Source organism: Stenotrophomonas geniculata, from assembly GCF_034508895.1.
In the GTDB taxonomy this organism is placed as follows: Bacteria; Pseudomonadota; Gammaproteobacteria; order Xanthomonadales; family Xanthomonadaceae; genus Stenotrophomonas; species Stenotrophomonas geniculata.
The window spans coordinates 1,079,382-1,090,923 of the sequence record NZ_CP140571.1; the positions used below are offsets into that span (position 1 = coordinate 1,079,382).

The 11,542-nt window shown below is 66.1% G+C and carries 9 protein-coding genes and 1 tRNA gene; 1 reads left to right on the forward strand and 9 read right to left on the reverse strand.

What is annotated here, in order from left to right; translation table 11 throughout:
- Nucleotide 1: 1 nt before the first annotated feature.
- A complete protein-coding gene (locus RI032_RS05200) occupies nucleotides 2–1,021 on the reverse strand; it encodes a cyanophycinase (RefSeq protein ID WP_100448534.1) in 1,020 nt (339 codons plus the stop codon).
- A gap of 170 nt (nucleotides 1,022–1,191) precedes the next feature.
- Here RI032_RS05200 and RI032_RS05205 point away from each other — a divergent pair, with 170 nt between their 5' ends.
- Complete coding sequence (locus RI032_RS05205; RefSeq protein ID WP_322547944.1) at nucleotides 1,192–3,942, forward strand: TonB-dependent receptor plug domain-containing protein; 2,751 nt, start codon at nucleotides 1,192–1,194, stop codon at nucleotides 3,940–3,942.
- A gap of 597 nt (nucleotides 3,943–4,539) precedes the next feature.
- On the opposite strand, the gene ychF is transcribed toward RI032_RS05205, so the two are convergent.
- The 8 genes from ychF to RI032_RS05245 form a co-directional block, all read right to left on the reverse strand.
- Entirely contained in the window at nucleotides 4,540–5,631 is a 1,092-nt protein-coding gene (gene ychF, locus RI032_RS05210; protein WP_099560338.1) for a redox-regulated ATPase YchF, read from the reverse strand.
- Between the two features lie 142 nt (nucleotides 5,632–5,773).
- Nucleotides 5,774–6,352, reverse strand: a complete 579-nt coding sequence (gene pth, locus RI032_RS05215) for an aminoacyl-tRNA hydrolase (RefSeq protein ID WP_322547945.1) — start codon at nucleotides 6,350–6,352, stop codon at nucleotides 5,774–5,776.
- A gap of 48 nt (nucleotides 6,353–6,400) precedes the next feature.
- Complete coding sequence (locus RI032_RS05220) at nucleotides 6,401–7,018, reverse strand: 50S ribosomal protein L25/general stress protein Ctc (RefSeq protein WP_010481743.1); 618 nt, start codon at nucleotides 7,016–7,018, stop codon at nucleotides 6,401–6,403.
- A gap of 110 nt (nucleotides 7,019–7,128) precedes the next feature.
- Nucleotides 7,129–8,088 (reverse strand): ribose-phosphate diphosphokinase, encoded by a 960-nt coding sequence (locus RI032_RS05225; RefSeq protein WP_005415400.1) that lies wholly within the window; start codon nucleotides 8,086–8,088, stop codon nucleotides 7,129–7,131.
- A 140-nt stretch (nucleotides 8,089–8,228) separates the two neighbouring features.
- Nucleotides 8,229–8,305: transfer RNA gene (locus RI032_RS05230), tRNA-Gln, on the reverse strand.
- An 11-nt stretch (nucleotides 8,306–8,316) separates the two neighbouring features.
- On the reverse strand, nucleotides 8,317–9,186 hold the full coding sequence (gene ispE / locus RI032_RS05235) for a 4-(cytidine 5'-diphospho)-2-C-methyl-D-erythritol kinase (RefSeq protein ID WP_322547946.1): 870 nt from the start codon (nucleotides 9,184–9,186) through the stop codon (nucleotides 8,317–8,319).
- A complete protein-coding gene (gene lolB, locus RI032_RS05240; RefSeq protein ID WP_019338140.1) occupies nucleotides 9,183–9,842 on the reverse strand; it encodes a lipoprotein insertase outer membrane protein LolB in 660 nt (219 codons plus the stop codon). The genes ispE and lolB overlap by 4 nt, the downstream gene beginning before the upstream one ends.
- On the reverse strand, nucleotides 9,839–11,524 hold the full coding sequence (locus RI032_RS05245; protein WP_181299201.1) for a tetratricopeptide repeat protein: 1,686 nt from the start codon (nucleotides 11,522–11,524) through the stop codon (nucleotides 9,839–9,841). The genes lolB and RI032_RS05245 overlap by 4 nt, the downstream gene beginning before the upstream one ends.
- Nucleotides 11,525–11,542 lie beyond the last annotated feature (18 nt).

Genomic DNA, 11,542 nt, shown 5'->3' on the forward strand with positions numbered 1-11,542 from the left:
GTCACTGGCGGATGACTTCGATCTCGCCGTCGCTGACGTCGGCCACGGCCTGGTAGTCGGCCTCGGCCTGGAAGTCATCCAGGCGCATGCGGCTGCCGCTGGCGACCACCGTTACCGGCACCGCGTGGAAGCGCAGCGGCTCGCCTTCGACCAGGCGGTCGGCATCGCGGCCGGGGCTGACCACCCAGACCTTGCCCTCGCCGTCAGCACTGTAGACCTGTGCCTGGCCATCGGGCTCCACGCACAGGGCAGTGTCTTCGTCGACGCCGATGCCGACGATGTCGGGGTTGCCACTGTCCTGGGCAGCGCGCGCCACGAACACGATCAGGCGGCCAAGCCGATCGCGCTTGTCGAAGTGGGTGTCGGTGACCACGCGCTGCAGGTAGGGCATCTGCAGGAAGCCACTGTCCATGGTCACCGCACTGCCCATCGGGTCGGCCAGCGCACCGGCGGAGGTGATGCTGCCGCCGTCCATCGCGCCGTAGGCATAGCCACCGAGGATGGCGAGCCCAGCGCTGGTACCGGCAATCGGCTTTCCGGCGCGCACATGGGCGTTGAGCGCGCGGTTGAGCGCGGTGCCCTTCCAGAAGCGGATGTAGCGGGACTGGTCGCCGCCGGCGATGAAGATGGCATCGGCTGCAGCCACCACGCGCAGCACCGCGGGATCATCGGCACCACGGCGATTGTCGAACACCAGCGTCTGCACTGCGGTGGCCCCGCCGATCTCGCGATACAGGCGGTCCTGCAGTTCGTCACTGCCAGAAGCGCGCAGGATCAGCACGCGGCCATTGCCAGCCTGCTTCAGCCACCAATGGAAGGCTTCCGGCACCCATTCGCCACCGCCCATCAGCATCATGGCCGGCGCGCGCGGACCGGGCCGGGGGGCGTCGAGATCCCCGGCTTCGTAGTAGGCGAAGCCCGGGCCCTGCAGGTCCTGCGCAAGGGCGGCCAACGGCACGGCCAACACCAGCAGCGCCAGCCAGGCGAAGGGGGCACGCAGGGTCCGATGGAGGCGTCGCATCTTGATCTCCCTGAACAAAATCGACTTGCAAGCGTTTTCACTCTTTGCCAGATAGGGATCCAGTAGTCAAGGGCATGAAAAAGGCGTTAAATGCGCGCGCCCATTCCGGAAATCTGAATGGGGGACAGGGCCCCTCCTCTGCGGGCCGGCTTCATTTCCGAGAATTCCTCATGCGTAGAAAGGCGATGGCGTGGTCGATCCAGCTGGCGTTGATGGGCGTGGCTGCTTCCGCGGCGGCCCAGGCACCGGCTTCCTCTTCGGTTCAACAACTGGACGCGGTGCAGGTCACCGGTTCGCGCATTCCGCGCGCCCAGGTCGAAGGCCCCGCCCCGATCACGGTGATCAGCGCCGAGCAGATCCGCTCCAGCGGCTTTACCACCGTGCCGGACGTGCTGCGCGCGATGACCCAGAACGGGGGGGAGACCCAGAGCCAGCAGTCCTCCAGTGGCGCTGACTTCTCGCCGGGCGCCCAGCAGGTGGACCTGCGCGGCCTGGGCCCGAATCACACGCTGGTGCTGGTCAATGGCCGCCGCATCGCCGACTTCCCGATGCCGTTCAAGGGCCGCAGCAACTTCACCGATGTCTCCAACATCCCGTTGGGGATGATCGAGCGCATCGAAGTGCTGACCGGCAGCGCCTCGGCCATCTACGGCTCGGACGCGATCGCCGGCGTGGTCAACTTCATCCTGAAGAAGAAGGCCGACGGCACCACGATCGACATGCGCATGGGCACCACCAGCGAAGGCGGTGGCGACTCGTTCGACATGAGCCTGGCCAGCGGTTTCAGCCGCGGCAATTTCAACGCGGTGTACAGCGTCGAGCTGCAGTCACAGAGCCCGCTGTGGGCGTACGAGCGCGACATCCAGGATTCGACCCAGGATGCGCCGACTGAGCGTGCGCGTGCCGCTCGTCGCGCCTATCTGCGTACGGACGGTGACGACGCCTACCTGGATCCGGGAACGGCCACCTGTGAAGCGCTGGCCGGGCAGAACCAGGGCAGCACCTATCACGCCTACCGTCCACGCTCAGGCTGGTACTGCGGCAGTGACACGTCGATCGGCTACGGCACCATCCTCAGCAAGCGCCGTGGCGCCAACGGGTACGCTTCGCTCAGCTACGACTTCGACAACGGCCAGCAGTGGTTTGCCGATGTGCAGCTGGGCTATCACACGATGTCGCTGATGCGCGACGTCACCAACTGGGGCCACATGGGCGCCGACGGCAATGAGGCGGGCTACTTCAGGAACATGGCCATCGGAGACCCTGATCAACAGATCGAATCCTGGAGCCGCCAGTTTTCGCCCGAGGAGATGGGCGGCCTGCGCAACGGCATGGTGCGCAGCACGCAGAAGACCTTCAGCGTGACCACCGGTTTCAAGGGCAACCTGACCGGCAACTGGGACTACGAGGCTGCGCTGAGCCACTCGCAGTACCAGTCACGGATCAGCTGGGCGAAGATCATCGCCGCCAAGGCCAATGACCTGTTCCTGGGTCCGCAACTGGGCGTGGACGACGACGGCTACCCGATCTACAACGCCGATCCGTCACGCCTGTACCGGCCACTGACCCGCGCCGAGTACGACTCGATCGCGGCGCGTACCACCTACACCCCGAAGTCGCGCACCGAGACCGCTGCGTTCACGCTGACCAATTCCGCGCTGTTCGGCCTGCCAGGCGGTGACGCTGGCTTCGCCGCGACCGTGGAAGTGGGCCAGCAGGCGTACTCGCTGAATCCCGATCCGCTGGCGACCCAGTACTACTACTACAGCTGGAAGGATTCGGACGGCAACGGTTCGCGCAACCGCTGGGCCACGGCGGCCGAGCTGCGCATGCCGCTGCACGAGACGGTCAACCTGAGCGTGGCCGGCCGCTACGACCAGTATCGCTATTCCGGCCACACCATCGGCAAGGCGACCTGGAGCGGCGGCCTGGAATGGCGCCCGATCGACACCCTGCTGGTACGTGGTTCGTATGGCACCGCGTTCCGCGCGCCGGACCTGCACTACGTGTTCGCCGGCCCGGGCAACGACGAGACCAGCGCCGTGGACCTGTACAGCTGCCGCGCCGACGATGCCGCCGACTGTTCCGACTACGAGCACAACCTGATCCGCAGCCGCACCGGCAACCGTCAGCTCGACCCGGAAACCAGCACCTCGTGGAGCGCCGGCTTCGTCTGGTCGCCGGCGATCGGCCTGGACCTGTCGGTGGACTGGTTCGACATCGACATGCGCAAGCAGGTGCAGGACATGGACGTGCGCACGATACTGGCCAGTGAAGCGAACTGCCGCCTGGGTACTGCCGACATCAACTCGCCGACCTGCGTGGATGCGCTCGACCGCATCACCCGCACCAGTGATGGCCGCCTGTACGGCGTACGCGTCGCCCCGATCAACGTCGCCCGCGAGTCGACCTCCGGCATCGACGTCGGACTGCGCTACCGCCTGCAGACCGGCATTGGTGATTTCATCCTCAACGGCACCCACACCTGGGTGAAGAGTCACGATTTCCAGCGCTACCCCGGTGATCCCGTCGAAGATCAGTTCGCGGTCAACAGCGGTTTCGATATTCCGCGCACCAAGACCAGCCTGAGCGTGACCTGGGAGAAGGAGGCGTGGTCGGCCACGGTCTATGGCTCGCGCCTGGGCAAGCTGCCGACCTCGGACAGCTACGACCAGATCTTCGAGTGGGACAGCGGTGACAGCCCGTACATCAAGGCGACCTACCGCTACAACGCGTCGCTGCAGTACCGCTTCGACGACCACGCGCGCCTGTCGCTGTCGGTGGTGAACGTCTTCAACAAGATGCCGCCGAAGGACGCCACCTACACCGCGTATCCGTATTACGACGTGTCCTGGTTCGACAGCGTCGGCCGCACCATCAACCTGCAGTACACCCACAAGTTCGGTGGCAGCGCATTGTAAGCGCGGTTACGCAGGACGTGGACGACGGGGCCCGCCATTGGCGGGCCTTGTTGTTTGGGAACCTGGCTCTGGTAGATGCCCACCTTGGTGGACACTGATATGCCACGCGCCCACCAAGGTGGGCGACTACCAGAGCGGGCCACGCGGGTTTTCCACACCGCACGTGGAAAGCGATGGGAACTTGGTGTGGACAAGTGGGCGCGATCCTTGTCCCACAGGCATTCCCGGGCGTGGTGATTTTTTATCCATGCCCTTTGATTGTTTTCCACACCAGACGTGGAGAGCGATGGGAACTTGGTGTGGACAAGTGGGCGCGAGCATTGCCGCGCAGGCGTTTGGACGTGTGGCGAATATTTGTCCACGCTCCGCGAACAAGCCCTGCAGAGCCGAGCCCATGCTCGGCTCTACAGCGGCACACCGGGTTTTCCACACCGCGCGTGGAAAGTGGTGGGGGTTTGGTGTGGACAAGTGAGCGCGAGACTTGCCGCGCAAGCGTTTCAAAGCACGGTCATTTTTTCGCCAGCCACCGGCGCGGTTCCAGAAACGCGAACGCCCCGCACAAGGCGGGGCGTCCGGGGTCGATCCGATGCCGCTGGATCAGACGTTGAAGCGGAAGTGCAGGATGTCGCCTTCCTGCACGCGGTACTCCTTGCCTTCCAGGCGCAGGCGACCGGCTTCCTTGGCGCCAGCTTCGCCCTTGTACTTGATGAAGTCGTCATACGCGATGGTCTCGGCGCGGATGAAGCCCTTCTCGAAGTCGGTGTGGATGACCGCGGCGGCCTGCGGGGCGGTAGCTCCCTTGCGCACGGTCCACGCACGGACTTCCTTCACGCCCGCAGTGAAGTAGGTCTGCAGGCCCAGCAGGCTGTAGGCCGCGTTGATCACGCGGTTCAGGCCCGGCTCGCTCAGGCCCAGGTCGGCCAGGAACGTATCGCGGTCCTCGTCATCGAGCTGGGACAGCTCTTCTTCGATCGCGGCCGACACCGGCACCACCTGCGCGCCTTCGGCGGCGGCATGCGCGCGCACGGCGTCCAGGTGCGGGTTGTTCTCGAAACCGTCTTCCAGCACGTTGGCGATATACATCACCGGCTTCAGGGTGAGCAGGAACAGGTCGCGTACCAGCGCCTTTTCTTCATCATCCAGGCCGACCGAGCGACCGGCCTTGCCGTCCGACAGCGCGGCCTGCAGCTTGGCCAGCACCGGCTTGCGCGCCGCTGCATCCTTGTCGCCGCCCTTGGCCGCACGCTCGGCACGGTTCAGTGCCTTCTCGACGCTGTCCAGGTCGGCCAGCGCCAGCTCGGTGTCGATGGTTTCGATGTCCGAGATCGGATCGACCTTGCCGGCCACGTGCACGATGTCGCCGTGCTCGAAGCAGCGCACCACGTGGGTGATCGCATCGACTTCGCGGATGTGCGCCAGGAACTTGTTGCCCAGGCCCTCACCGCTGGCGGCACCGGCCACCAGGCCGGCGATGTCGACGAACTCGACCGCGGTCGGGATGACCTTCTGCGGGTTGATGATCGCTGCCAGCTCGTTCAGGCGCGGATCCGGCACCGGCACGATGCCGACGTTCGGCTCGATGGTGCAGAACGGGAAGTTCGCCGCGGCGATACCCGCCTTGGTCAGCGCATTGAACAGGGTCGACTTGCCGACGTTGGGCAGGCCGACGATGCCGCATTTGATACCCATGGGTGACAGCTCTCTGGGGTGAAAGTGATTGGTGAAACAGCGCGCGCGCTGCTTGGCCAATCCATCTCGGTGTCGATCATTGTGTGCCAACCAAGGTTGGCACGCACCGGAATCGGGAAGGTTGGCACCTACCCAAAGCGGGTTACTTCGGAGTGTGCAGGCGCTTCATCGCTTCGCTGAAATCGCCCTGTACCGCCAGCGGCATGACGTCGATCGCATCGTCGATGGCGCGCGCGATCAGCACGTCGTCGTCCTTGGACGGGCGGCCGAGCACCCAACCCACCACGCGGTCCTTGTGGCCGGGATGGCCGATGCCCACGCGCAGGCGATGGAACTTGCCGTGACCGAGCAGGCGGATGGTGTCACGCAGGCCGTTCTGGCCACCGTGGCCACCGTCGAACTTCAGCCGCGCCACGCCGGGCGCCAGATCCAGTTCGTCATGGGCCAGCAGGGTCTCTTCCGGCTCGATCCTCCAGAACCGCTGCGCGGCGGTGACCGACTTGCCACTGAGGTTCATGAAGGTGGCGGGCTTGAGCAGCCACACCGTCTGCCCGGCGATCTCGACCTTGGCGGTCTCACCGAACAGCTTGCTGTCCACATTCCATCGCGCACCGGCTTTTTCCGCCAGGGCCTCAACGAAATGAAACCCGGCATTGTGCCGGGTCCGGGCGTGTTCCGATCCGGGGTTGCCCAGACCGACGATCAGTCGCAGTCCTGCCATGGTTCCTTCCAGTACGGTGCCTGCCCGGAGGCAGGCACCGTAACGGTATTACTCGGCGGCAGCCGCTTCTTCGTCAGCCTCGTCGGCCTTGCCGGCCTTGGCGGTGACGATGGCGTCGTCGTGGTCCTTGCCCAGCGCCAGGGCCGGGATTTCCACGCCCTTCGGCAGCTTGATGTTGGACAGGTACACCACGTCACCGGCCTTCAGCTCGCCCAGGTCGACTTCGATCGACTCCGGCAGGTCCTTCGGCAGGCAGGTGATGGTCACTTCCTTCAGTTCGTGGGTGACCACGACGTCGGCAGCCTTGCCGGCCGGCGAGGTGTCTTCGTTGACGAAGTGCAGCGGGACCGAAGCGGTCAGGGCTTCGTTCTCGTTCACGCGCTGGAAGTCCAGGTGCATGATCAGCTGCTTGTACGGGTGGCGCTGCATGTCACGCAGCAGGACCTTCTGCACCTGGCCGTCCAGGTTCAGGTCCAGGATCGAGGCATAGAACCACTCGTTCTGCTGGGCCAGCCAGATTTCGTTGTGGTCCAGGCTGATGGCGACCGGCTCGGCGTTGCCGCCGTACACGATGGCCGGGATCACACCGGCGTGACGCAGGCGGCGGCTCGCACCCTTACGCTGCAGTTCACGCTTGGTGACCTTGATTTCATGGGTCTTCGACATTTTCGACTACTCAGGTTGTTGCCGCGCCCTGCGGCGTGGCGGTTGAAGATGCTTCCGCGACCAGAAGCACCCGGGGTATGTCCCTGCCGTTGCCGGCAGGGACGAAAAACTCAGTCGACGTACAGCGAGCTGACCGACTCACCGAAGGCGATGCGGCGCATCGTTTCGGCCAGCATTTCCGCCACGCTCAGCTGGCGGATCTTGCTGCACACCCGCGCGGCGTCCTTCAGCGGGATGGTGTCGGTCACCACCAGCTCGTCGAGCTGGGAATTGGTGATGTTGTCCACTGCCGGGCCCGACAGCACCGCGTGGGTGCAGTAGGCAGCGACCTTGAGCGCACCGCGCGCCTTCAGGGCAGCGGCAGCGGCGCACAGGGTGCCGGCGGTGTCGACGATGTCATCGACCATCACGCAGGTCTTGCCTTCGACGTCACCGATGATGTTCATCACGGTGGAGACGTTGGCGCGCGGGCGGCGCTTGTCGATGATCGCCAGGTCGGCGTCATCCAGGCGCTTGGCCACCGCACGGGCGCGGACCACGCCGCCCACGTCCGGCGACACAACGATCAGGTTCTCGGTGCCGTAGGCGCGCCAGATGTCGGCCAGCAGCAGCGGGGACGCATACACGTTGTCCACCGGAATATCGAAGAAGCCCTGGATCTGGTCAGCATGCAGGTCGACGGTCAGCACGCGATCAGCGCCAGCGGTGCTGAACATCTTCGCCGCCAGCTTGGCGGTGATCGGCACGCGCGAGGAACGCATGCGGCGATCCTGGCGCGAGTAGCCGAAGTACGGCACCACGGCGGTCACGCTGGCCACCGATGCGCGCTTGAGCGCGTCGATCAGCACCAGCAGTTCCATCAGGTTTTCCGCGCTCGGCGCGCAGGTCGGCTGGATCACGAACACGTCCTGCTTGCGGACGTTCTCTTCGATCTCCACCTGCACTTCGCCATCAGAGAAGTGCGAGACCAGCGCCTTGCCCGGGCGAACCCCCAGTTCCTTGCAGATATTCTGCGCCAGACGTTTGTTGGCGTTGCCGGAAAAGACCAGCAGGTTCGGGGACTCTTGCATCATGATTGTCTCGGGCGGGGACGAGTGGCGGGGATCCGGAGTCGGCAAGGACCCTGATGGACCCTTGCTGCTGACAACACCGCGGTTGTTTCCACGTCCCGCGCGGGCGATGCGCTGGAAGGCGCGGACACAGCCGCTATTGGCAGGGGCGGTAGGATTCGAACCTACGAATGCCAGGATCAAAACCTGGTGCCTTGGGCCTCTTGGCGACGCCCCTGCATTAATAAATCAGTGTTGCTCGAGTGCATCCAGCAGTGGCGAACGCGCAACGCCCGCTGCCACCCTTGCCCGCAACTCCTTCGGCAACTTCGACCGTCCCTGCTCTGCGGCAGACTGCGATGCGAACTCGACGAAACAACCACTTCCCGAACCGGTCAGCCGCGCCGTGCCGATATCGCTCAACGCGGCGAACGCTGCCTCGACGGCAGGCTCACGGCGGCGCAGCACCGGTTCGAACGCGTTCCCGACCAGGGTCCCGGAAGCGAAGTCCTCTATTTTCGCCACTGGGCTGTCGCGCGTCAAATCCGGGTCTGCGAACAGGGCCGGGGTGGGAACATGAACGCCCGGTTCAACCACCACATACCAGGCCGGCTCCAACACGATGGGCTGCAGGCGTTCGCCCACCCCTTCGGCCCAGGCATTGCGCCCGCGCACGAACACCGGCACGTCCGCGCCCAGGCGCAGGCCCAACGCAGCAAGCGCGTCCTCATCCAGACCGGCCCGCCAGAGCCGGTTCAGCACCACCAGCACGGTGGCGGCATCGGAGGAACCGCCGCCAAAGCCACCGCCGGCAGAAACGCGCTTTTCGACGATGATGTCGGCACCTTTCGCGATATTGGCCGCGTCTTTCAGAATTCGCGCGGCGCGTACCGCCAGATCATCCGCCTCGGCAACGCCGACCAGCCCCTCGCCCTCACGACGCACCTGCCCGTCTTCACGCAGGCGCAGACCAATGCGGTCGCCCCAGTCCAGCAGCCGGAACACGGTCTGCAGCTCGTGGTAGCCATCGGCGCGGCGACCGGTGATATGCAGGAACAGGTTCAGCTTGGCCGGGGCCGGCCACCAGGACCAGCCCGCGTCATCGCACCCGGCACTCATGGGGCGCCCTGCCCCCACTGATCCACCAGCAGGCGCACCTTGGCGTCACCATGGCTGGCTTCGATCCGGCGTGGCAGCGCCGGACGCCCGGCCTCGGCCGGGTACCAGTCCAGGTACTGCACCTGCCAGCCCATCTGCTGCATACGACGCGGCCGGCCTTCACCGTCGCGCTCGACCTTCTCCGGACCGGCAGCATCGCCAGCCACCAGGCCACGGATCCACTGCGGCAGCTGGTTGACCGGGATGTCCCAGCCAGTGGCCTCCAGCAGCAGCTGCTGGGCGTCCTCGCCGTCACGCGGCCCGCCGGCCAGTCCCTCAAGGCGACCGGCTTCGGAATGGGTATCGCCGGTCAGCTTCCAGCTCTGCCGGGTCACCGGCGCGCTCAGCTCGACCACATAGCGGCGCCCCTCCTGCTTCCAGTCGATGCGACCGCTGCCGCCGTCCTTGCCCTTGCTGACCGCGACCCGGCCCTGGAAGGCCCAGTCCGACTGTGCCTGCAGCGCGGCCACGCGCGCCGCCTCGGCCCGCGCCGCTTCGGCCGAAACCGTCTCGACCACCGCCGGTGGCGCGGTCTTCTGCGTACCCACGCTGGTACAGGCGGTCACCGCCAGGGTCACGGCCACCAACAGCATCGGCCGGATCAGGGAAACACTCATGGATTGAATTTCTCGCGGGCGCGCAGCAGCGCGCGGTTTTCAGGATCGAGCTTGGCCGCTTCTTCGAAGAAGTGGCGGGCCTCGTCATGCTTGCCCAGCACCCACAGCACTTCGCCAACGTGGGAAGCGATCTCCGGGTCCTTGGCCAGGGTCCAGGCCCGGCGCAGCTGCACCAGTGCTTCTTCCTTGCGGCCCAGGCGATACAACACCCAGCCATAGCTGTCGACGATGGCGGCGTTGTCCGGTTCGGCCACACGGGCGCGGTCGATCAGCTCCAGTGCTTCCTGCAGGCGGCCGGTGCGATCGGCCAGGGTGTAGCCCAGCGCGTTCAAAGCCGGCACGTTCTCCGGGTCGGTCACCAGGATCTTGCGCAGATCGGCCTCGGCGCGCGGAATGTCATCGCGGCGTTCCCAGGTGAGCGCACGGGCGTACAGCAGGCCGTTGTCATCCGGGTAAGCGGCCAGGCCGCGGGCCAGCGCATCCAGTTCACCGGCGCTGTCGTCGGCGCGCTGGCGCAGTTCCGCTTCCAGCAGGTAGGCGTCGCGGCGCACGTCGTCGTCAACCACCGCATCGGACTGGATCGCGTGCACCTCATCCAGTGCCAGCGGCAGACGCCCGGCCAGGGCCTGGGCGTTGGCCGCACGCAGGCGCGCTTCGCTCAGCTCATCGCCGCCGGGCACGCTGTGATACCACTGCACCGCCTCGGGATAACGCTTCAGGTACTCGGCGATCTTGCCCAGCAGCAGGCGCTGCGCCGGGTCCGGCTTGGCCGCCTGCCGCGACAGTTCGTTGTAGAGGTTGGACAGCGCCGCCTTGTCGCCCTGCTTGGCCAGCAGCGAAGCGCGCATGCCCCAGGTCTGCACGTCCTGCGGGCCAAAGGCCAGCACGCGCTCGGCCGCGGACGGCTGGCCGAGGCTGTCGTAGGCAATGGCCACCGCATTGCGCAGTTCCGGGTCCTGGCGGGTCCTAGGCTCCACATCGTGCAGCAGCGACAGCGCCTTGCCGGTCTCCCCGGCCTGCTGCAGCTGGCTGGCACGCAGCAACGCCACACGCGGTTCTTCAGGGAAGCGCTTGACCACTTCATCGATCATGCGCCGCGCCAGTTCGGGCTTGTCCATGCGCAGGGCGAGGCGGCCGAACTCCTGCCAGGCTTCGATCTTCGGTGGAATGGCGTTGGCGTCGACCAGCTCACCCAGCACCTGCGCGGGCACCGCCGGATCGCGACCCCCACCGATCAGGGCGGCCAGGGCAAACTTCCAACCGCGCTCATCGGAGTCGGCCAGCAGGCCCTGCAGTTCGGTGCGGGCGGCCTTCACATCGCCCTGGCGCATGGCCAGCGCACCGGCCGCACTGCGCATGGTCAATGAGCGCGGGGCCCGCTGTTGCCACAGGGCCAGGCCCTTGGCCGCGCTGGCATCATCGTTGGCGAGCATGGAAATGCGGGTCGCACGCTCGGCCAGGCCGGCGTCGCCGTCGGTCTGCTGGGCCGCCTGCAGGTACCAGCGCGCGGCCTCAGCCAGCTTGCCGGCCTGCAGGGCGAACTCACCGGCCATCACCGGCTCCAGCGCCAGTTCCTCAGTGGCCGGGGCCCTTACAGGGGCCTTGGCCGGTACCGCCGCCAGGGCCTGGCTGCAGGCCAGGGACAGCAGCAGAACACTGGGGATGCGAATCAATGCGGGCATCGTCGGCATCGGGGCCTT

Coding starts and splice junctions, on each gene's coding strand:
- RI032_RS05200 (WP_100448534.1), bottom strand. CDS start 1,021: ATGCGACGCCTCCATCGGACCCTGCGTGCCCCCTTCGCCTGGCTGGCG.
- RI032_RS05205 (WP_322547944.1), top strand. CDS start 1,192: ATGCGTAGAAAGGCGATGGCGTGGTCGATCCAGCTGGCGTTGATGGGC.
- ychF (WP_099560338.1), bottom strand. CDS start 5,631: ATGGGTATCAAATGCGGCATCGTCGGCCTGCCCAACGTCGGCAAGTCG.
- pth (WP_322547945.1), bottom strand. CDS start 6,352: ATGGCAGGACTGCGACTGATCGTCGGTCTGGGCAACCCCGGATCGGAA.
- RI032_RS05220 (WP_010481743.1), bottom strand. CDS start 7,018: ATGTCGAAGACCCATGAAATCAAGGTCACCAAGCGTGAACTGCAGCGT.
- RI032_RS05225 (WP_005415400.1), bottom strand. CDS start 8,088: ATGCAAGAGTCCCCGAACCTGCTGGTCTTTTCCGGCAACGCCAACAAA.
- ispE (WP_322547946.1), bottom strand. CDS start 9,186: ATGAGTGCCGGGTGCGATGACGCGGGCTGGTCCTGGTGGCCGGCCCCG.
- lolB (WP_019338140.1), bottom strand. CDS start 9,842: ATGAGTGTTTCCCTGATCCGGCCGATGCTGTTGGTGGCCGTGACCCTG.
- RI032_RS05245 (WP_181299201.1), bottom strand. CDS start 11,524: ATGCCCGCATTGATTCGCATCCCCAGTGTTCTGCTGCTGTCCCTGGCC.